This window comes from Mesorhizobium sp. LHD-90, assembly GCF_030929505.1.
Lineage (GTDB): Bacteria > Pseudomonadota > Alphaproteobacteria > Rhizobiales > Rhizobiaceae > Kumtagia.
The window spans coordinates 139824-155626 of the sequence record NZ_JAVFVV010000010.1 but is presented as its reverse complement, the minus strand read 5'-3'; the positions used below and the strand labels follow the sequence as shown (position 1 = coordinate 155626).

Annotated in this window: 16 protein-coding genes; 10 read left to right on the top strand and 6 right to left on the bottom strand. The window is 65.3% G+C overall.

What is annotated here, in order from left to right; all coding sequences use genetic code 11:
• Positions 1–6 precede the first annotated feature (6 nt).
• The gene (locus tag RB623_RS16005) at positions 7–1551 is read left to right on the top strand and encodes a tripartite tricarboxylate transporter permease (protein WP_308057890.1); all 1545 of its coding nucleotides are present in this window, start codon (positions 7–9) and stop codon (positions 1549–1551) included.
• Positions 1552–1581: 30 nt separating this feature from the next.
• Here RB623_RS16005 and RB623_RS16000 read toward each other — a convergent pair whose 3' ends face one another.
• Both RB623_RS16000 and RB623_RS15995 read right to left on the bottom strand, forming a co-directional pair.
• A complete protein-coding gene (locus RB623_RS16000; RefSeq protein WP_308057889.1) occupies positions 1582–1734 on the bottom strand; it encodes a hypothetical protein in 153 nt (50 codons plus the stop codon).
• 325 nt (positions 1735–2059) lie between these two features.
• A complete protein-coding gene (locus RB623_RS15995; protein ID WP_308057888.1) occupies positions 2060–2494 on the bottom strand; it encodes a hypothetical protein in 435 nt (144 codons plus the stop codon).
• A 209-nt stretch (positions 2495–2703) separates the two neighbouring features.
• On the opposite strand from RB623_RS15995, the gene RB623_RS15990 reads away from it, so the two are divergent.
• The 9 genes from RB623_RS15990 (at position 2704) to truB (ending at position 11538) form a co-directional block, all read left to right on the top strand.
• The gene (locus RB623_RS15990) at positions 2704–2919 is read left to right on the top strand and encodes a DUF433 domain-containing protein (RefSeq protein ID WP_308057887.1); all 216 of its coding nucleotides are present in this window, start codon (positions 2704–2706) and stop codon (positions 2917–2919) included.
• Entirely contained in the window at positions 2919–3251 is a 333-nt protein-coding gene (locus RB623_RS15985) for a DUF5615 family PIN-like protein (protein ID WP_308057886.1), read from the top strand. Before RB623_RS15990 ends, RB623_RS15985 begins: the two co-directional genes overlap by 1 nt.
• Positions 3252–3371: 120 nt before the next feature.
• Entirely contained in the window at positions 3372–3986 is a 615-nt protein-coding gene (gene rimP, locus RB623_RS15980) for a ribosome maturation factor RimP (protein ID WP_308057885.1), read from the top strand.
• A 36-nt stretch (positions 3987–4022) separates the two neighbouring features.
• Complete coding sequence (gene nusA / locus RB623_RS15975; protein ID WP_308057884.1) at positions 4023–5615, top strand: transcription termination factor NusA; 1593 nt, start codon at positions 4023–4025, stop codon at positions 5613–5615.
• 35 nt (positions 5616–5650) lie between these two features.
• Positions 5651–6301: an RNA-binding protein gene (locus RB623_RS15970; RefSeq protein ID WP_308057883.1), complete on the top strand. Its 651-nt coding sequence runs from the start codon at positions 5651–5653 to the stop codon at positions 6299–6301.
• Positions 6298–9165 carry a translation initiation factor IF-2 gene (gene infB, locus RB623_RS15965; RefSeq protein WP_308057882.1) on the top strand — a complete coding sequence of 956 codons (2868 nt, stop codon included), beginning with the start codon at positions 6298–6300 and terminating at the stop codon, positions 9163–9165. Before RB623_RS15970 ends, infB begins: the two co-directional genes overlap by 4 nt.
• A gap of 4 nt (positions 9166–9169) precedes the next feature.
• Positions 9170–9745, top strand: a complete 576-nt coding sequence (locus tag RB623_RS15960; protein ID WP_308057881.1) for a hypothetical protein — start codon at positions 9170–9172, stop codon at positions 9743–9745.
• A 271-nt stretch (positions 9746–10016) separates the two neighbouring features.
• Positions 10017–10421 carry a 30S ribosome-binding factor RbfA gene (gene rbfA, locus RB623_RS15955; RefSeq protein WP_308057880.1) on the top strand — a complete coding sequence of 135 codons (405 nt, stop codon included), beginning with the start codon at positions 10017–10019 and terminating at the stop codon, positions 10419–10421.
• Between the two features lie 148 nt (positions 10422–10569).
• Positions 10570–11538, top strand: a complete 969-nt coding sequence (gene truB, locus RB623_RS15950) for a tRNA pseudouridine(55) synthase TruB (RefSeq protein WP_308057879.1) — start codon at positions 10570–10572, stop codon at positions 11536–11538.
• A 116-nt stretch (positions 11539–11654) separates the two neighbouring features.
• Here the strand turns inward: truB and RB623_RS15945 are convergent, their stop codons facing one another.
• The 4 genes from RB623_RS15945 to miaB form a co-directional block, all read right to left on the bottom strand.
• Positions 11655–12725, bottom strand: a complete 1071-nt coding sequence (locus RB623_RS15945) for a hemolysin family protein (protein ID WP_308057878.1) — start codon at positions 12723–12725, stop codon at positions 11655–11657.
• Positions 12726–12752: 27 nt separating this feature from the next.
• A complete protein-coding gene (gene ybeY, locus RB623_RS15940; RefSeq protein WP_308057877.1) occupies positions 12753–13259 on the bottom strand; it encodes an rRNA maturation RNase YbeY in 507 nt (168 codons plus the stop codon).
• A gap of 18 nt (positions 13260–13277) precedes the next feature.
• Positions 13278–14273: a PhoH family protein gene (locus RB623_RS15935; protein ID WP_308057876.1), complete on the bottom strand. Its 996-nt coding sequence runs from the start codon at positions 14271–14273 to the stop codon at positions 13278–13280.
• A 69-nt stretch (positions 14274–14342) separates the two neighbouring features.
• On the bottom strand, positions 14343–15746 hold the full coding sequence (gene miaB / locus RB623_RS15930; RefSeq protein WP_308057875.1) for a tRNA (N6-isopentenyl adenosine(37)-C2)-methylthiotransferase MiaB: 1404 nt from the start codon (positions 15744–15746) through the stop codon (positions 14343–14345).
• Between the last annotated feature and the right edge of the window lie 57 nt (positions 15747–15803).

The following is a 15803-nucleotide window of genomic DNA, read 5'->3' as shown; positions in this document are numbered from 1 at the left end:
ATCGACATGAACACGTTCGAGTTGCTTGCGCAGGGACTGCTCACCGCGCTTCAATGGCACAACCTGCTCTACGCCCTGATCGGCGTGACGCTGGGCACTGCGGTCGGCGTGCTGCCCGGCATCGGCCCGGCGCTCACCGTGGCGCTGCTGCTGCCCGTCACCTACAAGCTCGATCCCGCCGGCTCGCTGATCATGTTCGCCGGCATCTATTACGGCGGCATGTATGGCGGCTCGACAACCTCGATCCTGCTCAACACTCCGGGCGAAAGCGCTTCCATCGTCACCGCGCTGGAAGGCAACAAGATGGCGCGGGCCGGGCGCGGCGGGCCGGCGCTGGCGACCGCCGCTATCGGCTCCTTCGTCGCTGGCCTGATCGCCACGCTGGGCCTGGCCTTCATCGCGCCATCGGTGGTGAAGTTCGCGCTGTCCTTCGGGCCGTCCGAATATTTCGCGCTGATGCTGCTCGCCTTCATGACGGTGTCGGCCGCCTTCGGCGATTCCACGCTACGCGGCCTCACCTCGCTCACCATCGGACTGGCGCTCGGCCTGATCGGCATCGACCAGTTGACCGGCCAGGCGCGGCTGACCATGGGCCTGCCCAACCTCTTCGACGGCATTTCCGTCACCACGCTGGCCGTTGCGCTGTTCGCCATCGGCGAGACGCTGGCCGTCGTCGCCACCCACGCGTTCGGCGGCGAGAAGGTGGAGGCGATCAAGGGCTCGGTGATGATGACGAGGCAAGACTGGAAGCGCTCCTGGGCGCCCTGGCTGCGCGGCACGGCGATCGGTTTCCCCATCGGCGCCATGCCGGCCGGCGGCGCGGACGTGTCGAGCTTCCTCTCCTACTCCGCGGAAAAGACCTTTTCGAAACATCCGGAAGAGTTCGGCCGGGGCGCCATCGAGGGCGTCGCCGGGCCGGAGGCCGCCAACAACGCCTCGGCCGCCGGCACGCTGGTGCCGTTGCTGACGCTAGGTCTGCCTACGACGGCGACGGCGGCGATCATGCTGGCCGGCTTCCAGCAGTTCGGGCTTCAGCCCGGCCCGCTGCTGTTCATGACCAACGCGCCGCTGGTCTGGGGCCTGATCGCCAGCCTGCTGGTCGCCAATTTCATGCTGCTGGTGCTGAACCTGCCGCTGATCGGGCTATGGGTGAAGCTGCTCACCATCCCGCGCCCGTGGCTCTACGCCGGCATCCTGGTGTTCGCGACGCTGGGCACCATCGGCGCCGACGGCTCGACATCCTATATCGGGCCGGTGCCGGTCTCGTTCGGGCTCGGGCTGTTGCTCGCCTTCGGCGTGCTCGGCTACCTGCTGCGGAGGTTCGGTTATCCGATCGCGCCGGTCGTGGTCGGCCTCATCCTCGGGCCGATGGCCGAGAAGAGCCTGAGGCAGGCGTTGCAGATCAGCCAGGGCGACCCGATGACGCTGTTCCATTCCTGGATCGCCATCGTGCTGTGGGTGCTGGCGCTGACGGCCGTGCTTCTGCCGCTCTACCTGAGATATCGCGGCAAGGGCAAAGTGCTGACGCAATTCGGCACGGACGAGGATTGATTTCCCGTCCGGGCCAGGCGGAGACGTCAGTTACCGGCGGATCTGGCGAAAACGCTCGGGATCGATGCCCAGCGTGCGCAGGTCGCGCGCCTTGGGCTGACGGCCGGCGTCAACAGCCGAGGCGGCGGCGATGGCGCTGCCGAAGATGTCAAACAGTTCGCCGATCTTGGTACGGGTCGACATGGTATTTTTCCTTTCGCATTGTGCGATGCAGCAAAGATGGGATTGCGCGTGCGAAAGCGGTAGGGGTGCAACCGCAAGGCTGGTATGCGTAGGCGGCGCAACTGTATGAAGACGCAGGACGCTCCGTCTTCCGCCGATGGGGAGCGGACCCCCCGCCGCTACAGGGCGATGGCTGAACCCTTGACCGGACCCGGAACGGCCTCGGGGCGTGAAATCCGCAATTGTCGACGCCCACTGGTGACTGGACAGCATGGATCGCCGCCAGACCACGGAAAACCCGCGCTGGCCATCGATCCTTGGCTTTTTCCTGTCTAGGGCCGCGCCGTCATGACGTGTCGATGCGTCCCGCCGCGCAAAAGGCCATTGCGCGCCGCGTCTTCATTACTTGGCCCCGCCACTTAATCGCCGGCGCGCGGTGCGCGAGACGCGCGTCCGGCCCGCCGCGAAACAGCCTGGCGGCCTGCAAGCCGCCGAAGACGGAGGCCAACGCGCGGAAGCAGCGGGCGAGCCGCACGGCCTCAGCGCAGCCATCATCATTTGCCCCGGGAACCGGAGCCGGGGGCAAGGCAAGCGCGCCGCCGGCCCGTTCGGAGGCAAACGCCCGCGCGACAGCCTCGGCCGGCCGCAGGAGCGACAGCACCAGAATGCGCACCCGGAACGGCAGAACACAAAGGAACTCGGCCAGAATGGCCAACGAAAGCAGCGTCACTGCTATGCCGTTCAGCGTCTCCCACTCATCTTTGCCCTCGGCGCGGTCCATTCCTCCTCCGTCTGGAACGAACAATAGCAAAGAGTCGGAGAAGGTCAAGGAATTTTTTCCTATATCGATCTGGATTTGTGTGTTGCCGGCTGAGTCCAGCCGACCGTGCTTTGGTTCCGAACCAGATGCTCGGCTGATGAGGCGTCCCGCTTCCGGAAACTGATAGGTTCGGCTATACTTGTTCGGCGTGAATGAACTTGGATCGTCCGATGTCCCGCATCACCTACGACGCCGATATCTGTGGTGGCCGACCGCGTATTGTCGGAACGCGTGTGCGCGTGAGCGATATCGTCGAGATGATTGCGGAGGGGGCCGAGCGCTCCGAAATACTGGCTGACTTTCCTTATCTCAAGGATGAGGACATTTCAGCGGCGCTTCGCTATGCCGCCGATGCAGTGGATCATCGACTGCTACGCGCCGGTTGATGGCGATATTCCTGATAGACGCACAACTGCCGCCAGGTCTCGCCAGAAATCTCGAGGCCGCAGGTCATTCGGCCAGCCATGTCTATGACATAGGGATGGGAGCGGCGACAGATCATCAAGTCGCCGCTGCGGCGGTGGAGCGCCATGCGATACTTGTCTCAAAGGACGAGGATTTTTTCGTGATGTGCCAATTGGGCCAGCTTGCCTGCCCTTTTCTTTGGGTTCGCGTCGGGAACACTACGAACCGGGCTCTGTGGAAAATTGTCGAACCAGTGCTGGATTCCGCGCTCAAGGCTTTTGCCGCGGGCGACCAAGTCGTTGAGCTACGCTAAGCCGCATCTTGCAATCCAGGCCGGATCGCTTTATATCGACCTCAAATTCTTGGTCGGTATGACGAAGAGTGGGTCCACCCGGTCCCGCTCTTTTTTATTACCCGGACCACCGGAGACCCAATGACGGCCGAAGAAGGCACACAGGACGACCGCATCATCCGCGAGAGCGGCACGGAAGCGCGCGTGGCCGCGATCATCGCGCCGGTGCTGCGCGCCACCGGATTTCGGCTCGTGCGGGTGCGCCTGCTGGGTCAGAACGGCCTCACCTTGCAGATCATGGCCGAACGCGAGGACGGCAGCATGACCGTCGAGGATTGCGAAGAGGTCAGCCGGGCGATTTCGCCGGCGCTGGACGTGGATGATCCGATCGACAAGGCGTATCATCTGGAAGTGTCGTCGCCGGGCATCGACCGGCCGCTGGTGCGCAAGTCGGACTTCTTCGCCTGGACCGGGCATGTGGTGAAGATGGAAACATCCATCATGGTCGCCGAGCGCAAGCGCTTCAAAGGCAAGATCGCCGAGGCCGGCGAGACCGACGTGCTGATCGAGCGCGACATGCCGGCCTATGGCGTCGAGCCGACGGTGCGCGTGCCTTACGAGACGATTGCCGAAGCGCGGCTGGTGCTGACCGACGATCTGATCCGCGACGCGCTGTCGAAGGACAACCGGGCCCGCAAGGAGGCGCGCAAGCGCCGCGGCGAGACCGACGAAGAAGACACAACGGAAAGCGAATAGACGCCGGCCCGCCCGGCGAAGTTCAGGGAGACCAAAATGGTAGTCAGTGCGAACAGGCTCGAGCTGCTGCAGATCGCCGACGCGGTCGCGCGCGAGAAGTCGATCGACAAGTCAATCGTGATCGCCGCCATGGCCGACGCGATCCAGAAGGCGGCGCGCTCGCGCTACGGCCAGGAGACCAACATCCGCGCCGACATCAACCCGAACACCGGCGAGATGAAGTTGCAGCGGCTGATGGAAGTGGTCGAGACCGTCGAGGACTATGCGACGCAGATCGCGCTCTCGTCGGCGCGCGAGCGTAACCCCGATGCCGAGATCGGCGACTTCATCGCCGAGCAGCTTCCGCCCATGGATTTCGGCCGCATCGCTGCCCAGTCGGCCAAGCAGGTCATCGTGCAGAAGGTGCGCGAGGCCGAGCGCGACCGCCAGTACGACGAATACAAGGACCGCATCGGCGAGATCGTCAACGGCACGGTCAAGCGCGTCGAATACGGCAACGTCATCGTCGATCTCGGCCGCGGCGAGGCGATCATCCGCCGCGACGAACTGATCCCGCGCGAGAACTACAAGTATGGTGACCGCGTGCGCGCCTATGTCTACGACGTGCGCCGGGAGCAGCGCGGTCCGCAGATCTTCCTCAGCCGCACCCATCCGCAGTTCATGGCGAAACTGTTCACCATGGAAGTGCCGGAGATCTATGACGGCATCATCGAGATCAAGTCGGTCGCCCGCGACCCGGGCAGCCGCGCCAAGATCGCTGTGATCTCGCGCGACAGCTCCATCGATCCGGTCGGCGCCTGCGTCGGCATGCGCGGTTCGCGCGTGCAGGCCGTGGTGGCCGAGTTGCAGGGCGAGAAGATCGATATCATCCCGTGGTCGCCATCGGCCGCCTCCTTCATCGTCAACGCCTTGCAGCCTGCGGAAGTCGCCAAGGTGGTGCTCGACGAGGACGCCGAGCGTATCGAGGTAGTGGTGCCCGACGACCAGTTGTCGCTGGCCATCGGCCGCCGCGGCCAGAACGTGCGCCTCGCCTCGCAGTTGACCGGCTGGGACATCGATATCCTGACCGAGCAGGAAGAGAGCGAGCGCCGCCAGAAGGAATTCGTCGAGCGTTCGACCCTGTTCATGCAGGCACTCAACGTCGACGAGATGGTTGGCCAGGTGCTCGCCTCCGAAGGTTTCACCAGCGTCGAAGAAGTCGCCTATGTCGACGCCGACGAGATCTCCTCGATCGACGGATTCGACGAAGATACGGCGACCGAGATCCAGTCGCGCGCTCGCGATTATCTGGAGAAGATCGAGGCCGAGCACGACGCCAAGCGCAAGGAACTCGGCGTCCAGGACGAGTTGCGCGAGATTCCCGGCATGACCACCGCGATGATGGTGACGCTGGGCGAGGACGGCGTGAAGACGATCGAGGATTTCGCCGGCTACGCGGTCGACGACCTCGTCGGCTGGAAAGAGCGCAAGGACGGCGAAACAAAGATGTTCCCCGGCGTGCTGGCCAGCCACGAGGTGTCGCGCGCCGACGCCGAGCAGATGGTTCTGGCGGCGCGCCTCAAGGCAGGATGGATCAGCGAGGAAGAACTGGCACCCGAGGAAGCCGCCGAAGAGCCGGCGGATGCGTGAGGTGACCCATCGCCAGGCACCCCCTCCTCGACGAGATGAACGATCGCACCTGCATCGTTTCGCGCGAGCGGCGCGAACCGGATGAACTGATCCGGTTCGTCGTCGGTCCCGACGGCGCGATCGTTCCAGACCTCAAGAGAAACCTGCCCGGACGCGGTTGCTGGGTGAGCGCCGAACGCCTACATGTGGAGAAGGCGGCGGCGAAGAACCTTTTCGCGCGCGCCTTCAAGCGTCAGGTCGACGTTCCGCCGGACCTTGCCGACCAGATCGACAGGATCATGGTCCGCTCGGCGCTCGGCGCCGTCGGTCTCGCGCGCAAGGCCGGAGCGGTTGCATTGGGCGCCGCGAAGGTCGAGAATGCGGTGCGGGGCGGCGAGGCCTCCTGCGTGCTGCATGCCACGGATGCCTCCCCGGACGGCGTTCGCAAGATTACCCAGGCCAGACGGGCGACAGCCTATCTCGGCGGCCCTGAAATCCGTGCCTACAAACTTTTCGCGGAAGCCGAATTGAGTTTGGCATTGGGCGGGACAAATGTGATACATGCTGCCGTCCTCGCGCAGGAAGCGGGGAAAGCGGCAGAAAAGCGCCTTGCGGCGCTCGACCGCTACCGGGGCGGCTCCCCGGACGATGAGGCGATGTTTGCGGCGATCGCCGAGGACGAGACAGTCGCAGAGGATATGGAATGACCGATACGAAATCCGGCGACGACAATACGTTGACCGTCAATACCAAGAAGACGCTGAGCCTCAAGCCGGCCGGCGTCACGCAGGGCACCGTGCGCCAGAATTTCTCGCACGGGCGCACCAAGCAGGTCGTCGTCGAGACCAAGAAGCGCAAGTTCTCGATGCCGGGGGACCGCGCCGAAAGCGGACCCGCGCCGCAGGTTTTTGCACCGCGGCCGCAGCAGGCCCAGCCGCTGGCGCCGAAGCCGGCGCAGCAGGCTCCCGCTCCGACCCCGCCCCAGCCGCAGGCTCCGGTGGCGCGCCCCGTGGCGCCGCCCGTCACGGCAGCGCCGCCGCCGCAACCGCAGCCCACGGTTGAACCGCAGCCGCAGCAGCCCCCGGTCGTCGCCGCCCCGCAGCAACCCGCCGCCGATATCCGTCCGCAGCCGCCGGTAGCGACCCCGCGTCCACAGCAGCCGGCCGCGACGGCGCGCCCGCAACAGCCGACCGCGCAGCCGCGTCCGCAGACGCAGCGCGACGCTTCGCGCCCGCAACAGTCGCCGGCGGCCGCGCGTCCGCAGCCGTCGCGCCCCGATCGCGGCGGCGTGGTGTTGAATGAACTCTCCCGCGGCGAGATCGAGGCACGCCGCCGCGCGCTCGAGGGCTCGCATGCGCGTGAGCAGGAGGACCGCGCCCGCGCGGTCGTCGAGGCCAGGCGCCGTCAGGAAGACGAGGAACAGCGCAAACGCGAGCGCGAGGCTTCCGCACGCCGCCAGGCCGAGGAAGAGGCCAGGCTCCAGAAGGAAGCCGAAGCCCGCCGCCGCTCCGAGGAAGAAGCAAGGCGCCGCGCGCCCCAACTCGAGACCGGCGGCGAGGACGATTCGGAATCGCCCCGTCCGCGCAGCGCCGGCGCTGGCGCCGGCCTGAGGAGCGGTCCCGCCCGGAGACTTGTCACACCCGAGGTCGCCAAGCCGACGCGCACACGCGGCGAGGATGACCGTCGCCGCGGCAAACTCACCGTCAGCTCGGCCACGGGCGACGAGGATTCGCGCTCCCGCTCGCTGTCGGCGATGCGCCGGCGGCAGGAGAAGTTCAAGCGCGCCATGCACCAGGAACCGCGCGAGAAGATTTCGCGCGAGGTGGTACTGCCGGAGACGATCACCATCCAGGAACTGGCGCAGCGCATGTCCGAACGCGCCGTGGATGTCGTGAAATACTTCATGAAGCAGGGCCAGATCCTCAAGCCCGGCGACGTGCTCGACGCCGATACGGCCGAGCTGGTGGCATCGGAATTCGGCCACACGGTGCGCCGCGTCGCCGAGTCCGACATCGAGGAAGGTTTCTTCGGCGGGCCGGACAATCCCGAGGATCTGCAGCCGCGTCCGCCGGTGGTCACCATCATGGGCCACGTCGACCACGGCAAGACCTCGCTGCTCGACGCCATCCGGCACGCCAACGTCGTTTCAGGCGAGGCAGGCGGCATCACCCAGCATATCGGCGCCTATCAGATCGAGAAGAACGGCCAGAAGATCACGTTCATCGACACGCCCGGCCACGCCGCGTTCACGGCGATGCGCGCCCGCGGCGCGAACATCACCGACATCGCGGTGCTGGTGGTGGCGGCAGACGACGCCGTCATGCCGCAGACCATCGAGTCGATCAGCCATGCCAAGGCGGCCGGCGTGCCGATCATCGTGGCGATCAACAAGATCGACAAGCACGAGGCGAACCCGCAGAAGGTGCGCACGGAACTGCTGCGACACGAAGTGGTGGTCGAATCGATGGGCGGCGAGACGCTCGACGTCGAGGTTTCCGCCAAGACGGGAGCAGGCCTCGACAGGCTGCTGGAAGCCATCCTGCTGCAAGCCGAAGTGCTCGACCTCAAGGCCAATCCGGACCGCACCGCCGAAGGCGTGGTCATCGAGGCCAAGCTCGACAAGGGCCGCGGCGCGGTTGCGACGGTGCTGGTGCAGACCGGCGACCTGCTGGTGGGCGACATCATCGTGGCCGGCAACGAATGGGGCCGTGTGCGCGCGCTGCTCGACGATCGCGGCGAGACGCTGGAGGGCGCCCTGCCCTCGCAGCCGGTCGAGATTCTCGGCCTGCAAGGCACGCCGATGGCCGGCGACCGCTTCGCGGTGGTCGACTCGGAAGCCCGCGCCCGCGAGATCACCGAATACCGCCAGCGCAAGGCGCGCGACAAGGCTGCGGCCCGGCATGTCAGCCAGCGAGGCTCGCTGGAGCAGATGATGTCGCAGTTGCAGGCGACCGGCGTGAAGGAATTCCCGCTGGTCATCAAGGGCGACGTGCAGGGCTCGGTCGAGGCGATCATCGTCGCGCTCGAAAAGCTCGGCACCGACGAGGTGCGGGCCCGCATCGTCCATGGCGGCGCCGGCGCGATCACCGAGAGCGACATCACGCTGGCCGAGACGTCGGGGGCGGCGGTCATCGGCTTCAACGTGCGCGCCAATCCGCAGGCCCGGCAGGCTGCCGAACAGGCCGGCATCGAGATCCGCTACTACAACATCATCTACAACCTCGTGGATGACGTGAAGGCAGCGATGTCGGGTCTGCTCTCGCCGGAGCGCCGCGAGACCTTCATCGGCAACGCCGAGATCCTGGAGGTGTTCAACATCACCAAGGTCGGCAAGGTGGCGGGCTGCCGCGTCACCGAGGGCAAGGTTGAGCGGGGCGCGGGCGTGCGCCTGATCCGCGACAACGTGGTCATCCACGAGGGCACGCTGAAGACGCTGAAGCGCTTCAAGGACGAGGTCGCGGAGGTTCCCGTCGGTCAGGAATGCGGCATGGCGTTCCAGAATTACGAGGCCATCCAGGCTGGCGACATCATCGAGTGCTTCCGCGTGGAGATGGTGACCAGGACGCTGTAACACGATGCAGTTGGGTTATACGCCTGACTATGCTGAAACGATTACGGCGAGCCGCATTGCGGCTCGCCGTATTTTCAGCCCATGGCAGCGCTACTGGTGCTGGCCGTACTATATTCTTGCAGCGGTAGCCGCTTACACGATCGGATTTTCCGCTGCCAACTGGTTTCGACCTGCAATCGGCAACCAAAATGCAAATATCCTAGCAATCTGCGTGTTGGTCGTCGTCTATGTCATATGCGCAGTGATTGGCATCCGCCTTGGTCGCTACCTGACTGCACGCTGGCTTCGACAAAACAGCCCCGAGCGTCCGACACTGTTCTCTCTTGAACCGGACGGCCTCCAATGGCGCAAAAGCCGAACCTTTGTCCAACTTGGCTTCTCGGACATCGATAGAATCGTTCTGACACCCAATCTTGTCGGGTTCCTTTCAGGTGCCGGCGTTTCGTATGTTCCTCATCGAGCATTCGACAACGCCGACCAAGTCAGGACGCTTGTAAAGGCTGTTTTCGAACGACTATCCGAGGATGCCAAACTACGCTCTGTGGAAGACGCCCAGATCAGATCCATGGTTACCGTCTGATCCTGTTTCCCGCACGACTCCGGGCCGGCGCAACCGCGGCAACAGAAGCCCGCCAAGCCGTTCTGCGCATCGACGACACCGTCGGATCTTTCTGCCGAGACCGCGACCACGACGCCGTGAACCGTCCCGAAAACCTGCAGCCATGTACGATACCGTTCACTAGCAGCTTCGTGCGCGATACAGAGAGCCCTTATGGGGTAGCCAAGCCGGCACAACATCGCTATGGAGCGGCTTGGCGCGGTTCGAACCCGCATGTAGACAAGAGTTTTCCATGTCCAAGACACCCTCGGCTGGCCCCTCCCAGCGCATGCTGCGCGTCGGCGAGCAGGTACGCCACGCGCTATCCGACGTTCTCGCACGCGGCGAAGTGCGCGATGACGTGATCGAGAACACCGTGATCTCGATTTCCGAGGTGCGCATGTCGCCCGACCTCAAGATCGCCACCGCCTTCGTGTCGCCGCTGGGCGCCGCCGACAACGACGCGGTGATCAAGGCGCTGGCGCGCAACGCGAAATTCATCCGCGGCCGCGTCTCGGGCGCGCTGCGCCAGATGCGCTCGATGCCGGAGTTCCGCTTCCGGCTCGACACCAGCTACGACAACATGGCCCGCATCGACGAGCTTCTGCGCTCGCCGGAGGTGGCGCGCGATCTGGCAAAAGACGAGGAAGACAAGTGATGGCCGGCCGGAACTGGCTCCCCACCTCCCCCTTGTGGGGAGGTCGCGCCGAAGGCGCGGGTGGGGGTATGACACGCGAAATATCGCACGTTGGAACCCCCACCCCGACGCTGCGCGTCGACCCTCCCCACAAGGGGGAGGGTGCCTGATGTCCCGTCGCGGCAAGAAGAAGGGCCGGCCGGTTTCCGGCTGGCTGATCCTCGACAAGCCGGTCGGCATGGGCTCGACCGAGGCAGTCTCCAAGATCAAGTGGCTGTTCCAGGCCGAGAAGGCGGGGCACGCCGGCACGCTCGACCCGCTGGCGTCGGGCATGCTGCCGATCGCATTGGGCGAGGCGACAAAAACCGTGCCCTATGTGCAGGACGGCGCGAAGGTCTACCGCTTCACAGTCGCCTGGGGCGAGGAACGCTCCACCGACGACCTTGAAGGTCCGGTGACGAAGTCTTCGGACAAGCGCCCGACGGAAGCCGAGATCACCGCCCTGCTGCCGAAATACACCGGCGTGATAATGCAGACGCCGCCGCAGTTCTCCGCCATCAAGATCGCCGGCGAGCGCGCCTACGATCTTGCCCGCGAGGGCGAGACGATCGACATACCGGCGCGCGAGGTGGAGATCGGCCGGCTCGACATCATCGAGCATTCCGTCGATCGCACGGTGTTCGAGACCGAATGCGGCAAGGGCACCTATGTGCGCAGCCTGGCGCGCGATTTAGGCCGCGATCTCGGCTGCTACGGCCACATCGCCGAACTGCGCCGCACCGAGGTCGACCCGTTCACGCCGGAAGATTTTGTACTCCTGACCGATCTGGAAGCGGCCGCGCCAAAGCGCGAGGAAGCTGACGGCGAAGGCGCCCGCCCCTTCGTCGCGCAGGCAGAGCGCTTCGCGGCGATCGACGCCTTCCTGGTCGATACGGGTGCCGCTCTCGACTGCCTGCCGCAGGTCGCCGTCACCGACGACGCGGCGGCAAAACTCAGGCTCGGCAATTCGATTATCCTGCGCGGCCGCGACGCGCCTGTGCAGGCGGAAGAAGCCTGCGCCACGTCACGCGGCAGGCTGGTGGCGATCGGAGCGATCGAGGCCGGCATGTTCAAGCCGAAGCGGGTTTTCGCCGGCTGAACGCAGCAGCTCATTTGAAGCGCGGCCGAGGCGCGCCAATTCATCGTTGTCGTTGTCCTGCCTTCGGCGAAAGCGACGCTGAACCCGGCGCGGGTCGCGCAGCGGACGCTGGCGGCTCATTCCGCCTGTTCGGTCGTTTCCGGCCTGGGGACGCGGCGCTTGCGCTCGGCTTTGGTCTCGACGATGCGCACGCGCTTGACCCGCCGCGGGTCGGCATCGAGCACGTGGAACTCGAAACCGGGAATGGCCTGCACGACCTCGCCGCGGGCCGGCACGCGGCCGAGCGCGTTGAAGATCAGTCCGCCGATCGTGTCGACATAGTCGGCATGCTCGCCGGGCGAGAAATCCCCTCCGATCATCTTGGCGACGTCGTCGATCTCGGCCTTGGCGTCGACGATATAGACGCCTTCGCCTGCCTGGGTGATCAGCGGCTCTTCCTCGTCGTGTTCGTCCTCGATATCGCCGACGACCATCTCGACAATGTCCTCCAGCGAGGCCAGTCCGTCGGTTCCGCCATATTCGTCGATGACCAGCGCCATCTGGGTGCGCGAAGCCTGCATGCGCGCCATCAGGTCGGAGGCGAGCATGGAGGGAGGCACGAACAGCACGGTGCGGATCAGGGCGAGTTCGCCGATCGAGCGCATGAGATCGACATTGGCCAGATCGAGCGGCGACGCAGCGGCCGGCGGTTTTCGCGGCGTGCGGCCCTTTTTGACACGACCGGCACGGGTGATGTGAGCCAGCACATCGCGGATGTGGACCATGCCGCGCGGATCGTCGAGCGTGCCCGCATAAACCGGCATGCGCGAGTGGCCGGACTGTTCGAAAACGTTCAGCAGGTCACCGAGCGTCGTCGATATCTCGACGGCCTCGATGTCGGCGCGCGGCACCATCACGTCCTCGACGCGCACCTCGCGCAGGCGCAATATGTTGTTGAGCATGGCGCGCTCGGCCGGCGAGAAAGCCTCGGCGCCGGTGTCGCTCTCGGCCAGCGCGTCGGTCAGGTTCTCGCGCAGGCTGCTGCCGTTGCGTTGCCTGAACAGCGTCGCCAGCCAGTCGATGAAGGATGAGCGTTCGGGGGCCGCCGTCGCGGCGGTACTCGGACTGGGACCTTCGTCGGCCTGGTCCGCAGTCTTCCTGACGCTGCCCGTATCGGGGCCGGCGGCAGTCTCGGGGGTGTCGTTCATCTCGTTCCGGTCGTTGGACACTTGCTGTTACGCGTAAGGATCGGGAATGGCAAGCCTTGCCAGCGCGCGGCGCTCCAGCGCTTCCATCACCTCTGCTTCCACGTCCGTCTCATGGTCGTGGCCGATCAGATGCAGCAGGCCATGGACCATGAGATGGCTGATATGGTGCTCGAAGGGCTTTCCTTCCAGTTCGGCCTCGCTTTTCACCGTCTCGAACGCCAGCACGATGTCGCCCAACATCGGCGGCAGCGGCGCGCCGATCTTTGTCGGGAAAGCCGGGAAGGAGAGCACGTTGGTGGGCTTGTCCTTGCCTCGCCATTCGGCGTTGAGCACGCGGATATGAGCGTCGTCGGTGAACAGCAGGCTGAGTTCCACCGGCTGGGCAGCCCGGCCGAGGGCCTCGGCGACCGCCGCCTCAACCGCATGAGCCGCAAGCGTGCCCAGCGCTTCCTCGGACGGCCAATCACCAGCCTCGACGGAAATGTCGATGGTCACGGCGACTTCCGTCCGCTTGTTCTTGGCAGTCCTTGGCATAGAGCTATCGCGTTCGGCTCAGTTCTCGCCCGCGCCCAGGCCGCGCGAGAGTTTCGCGTCGCGGTCGTAGGCGCGGACGATCTCGGCGACGAGCGGATGGCGCACGATGTCGACGTCGCCAAACCGGACGATCACGGCTCCTGAGACGCCGTCCAATATGCGCAGCGCCTCGACCAGCCCGGATTTCGTCTGCGGCGGCAGGTCGATCTGCGTCGGGTCCCCGGTGACGATCATGCGCGAATTCTCGCCGAGACGCGTCAGGAACATCTTCATCTGCATAGGCGTGGTGTTTTGGGCCTCGTCGAGGATGACGGCGGAATGGGCCAGCGTGCGGCCGCGCATGAAGGCCAGCGGCGCGATCTCGATGACGCCGGCAGTCAGCGCCCGTTCGACCTTGTCGGCCGGCATCATGTCGTAGAGCGCGTCGTAGAGCGGCCGCAGATACGGATCGACCTTCTCCTTCATGTCGCCCGGCAGGAAGCCGAGGCGCTCACCCGCCTCCACCGCCGGCCGCGACAGGATGATGCGCTCTACCATGCCGCGCTCCAGCAGCATTGCCGCATGCGCCACCGCCAGATAGGTTTTTCCAGTGCCCGCCGGGCCGATGCCGAACACCAGTTCGGAGCGCTCCAGGGCGCGCATATAGGCGTCCTGGTTGAGCGAGCGCGCATAGATGGTGCGCTTGCGTGTGGCGATCTGCGCGGCCGCCATCTTGCCCTTGCGCTCCAGCGTCGGCAGCGTCAACTGATCGTCCGCTGCAATCGCCATGCGGATCGCGCCATCGACATCCGACTGGGCGATGTTGGCACCTTTCTGCAGGATGCCGTAGAGATGATCCAGCGCCCGCTGCGCCTGCTCGGCCGCCCCCGCGTTGCCCTTTATCGCCACCTGGTTGCCGCGCGAGCGGATGTCGACGCCGAGCTTCTGCTCCAGCCGGGCGAGGTTCTCGTCGAACTGGCCGTAAAGCGCGCTGGCAAGCTTGTTGTTGTCGAAGGTCAGGACGATGTGCGCCATATCCGACGCCCCGGAGGGGGCCTGCTTCAGATCCGCATTGGCGACCAAACGTCTCTCCTTCTCGAAAAGCTAAGCCGTCTCGGCAAACAGGGTAGTGCCTTCCACCCGTGCGATTCGCACCGGAACAATGTCGCCGATTTCGCCGGCGGTTTCATCAACAATGACCGGCTGCAGCCACGGCGACCTTCCGGCCCGCTGGCCGGGCCGCCGGCCGGGTTTTTCGATGAGCACGTCGAAGCGCATGCCGACGCGGCTTTGCGTGAAATCATGCTGGTGTTCTGCAAGCAGCGCCTGCAACTGCTGCAGCCGCTCGTCCTTCACCTGCTCCGGCAGATGGCCCTTCATGTCGGCACCCGGCGTGCCGGGGCGCGGCGAATATTTGAACGAAAACGCCTGAGCGTAGCGGACCTGCCGGACGAGGTCCAGCGTGGCCTCGAAATCCGCATCGGTCTCGCCGGGGAAGCCTACGATGAAGTCGCCCGACATGGCGATATCGGGCTGCACGGCGCGGATGCGCTCGATCAGCGCAAGGTAGTCGGCGGCCTTGTGGCGGCGGTTCATGGCCTTCAGAATGCGGTCCGAGCCAGATTGCACAGGCAGATGCAGATAGGGCATCAGCTCGGCCAGATCGCGATGCGCGGCGATCAGCTCGTCATCCATGTCGCGCGGATGGCTGGTCGTGTAGCGCAGCCGCGCCACGCCGGATATCTCGGCCAATCGGAAGAGCAGGCGGCCAAGCCCCCATTCCGCGCCATCCAGTCCCTCACCATGCCAGGCGTTGACGTTCTGGCCGAGCAGCGTGATCTCGCGCACGCCCGCCCCAGCCAGCTTTTCGGCCTCGGCCAATATCTGCGAAACCGGCCGCGAGACCTCCGAACCGCGCGTATAGGGCACCACGCAGAAGGTGCAGAACTTGTCGCAGCCTTCCTGCACCGACAGGAAAGCGGTCACGCCGCGCCTGGCGATCTCGGTACGGCGCGGCTGCGGCAGGTGCTCGAACTTGTCCTCGACGGCGTATTCGGTTTCGACCACCTTCTCGCCCGAGCGTGCCTTCCTTAGAGCGTCGGGCAGTCGATGATAGGTCTGCGGGCCGATCACCAGGTCGACCACCGGCGCACGGCGAAGAATCTCGCGCCCCTCCGCCTGGGCGACGCAACCGGCGACGCCGATCATCATCTCGCCGCCGGCCTTTTCCCGCTCGCGCTTGACCTCGCGAATGCGGCCGAGTTCGGAATAGACCTTTTCGGCCGCCTTCTCGCGGATGTGGCAGGTGTTGAGCAGCACGAGGTCGGCTTCTTCCATCCGCTCGGTCGCGGAATAGCCATCGACTCCCAGCGCATCGGTCATGCGCTGGGAATCGTAGACATTCATCTGGCAGCCATAGGTCTTGACGAAGACCTTCTTGCCGCCCTGCGGTTGCGTGCCGGGCCCGATCACCGGTTCGGCCGCGCGGTCGATCTCGATATGCTCCATTGCCGGGCTTCTAGCGCCTTTTCGTGACAAAGGACAGACGGGAAGCGAACGTACGGC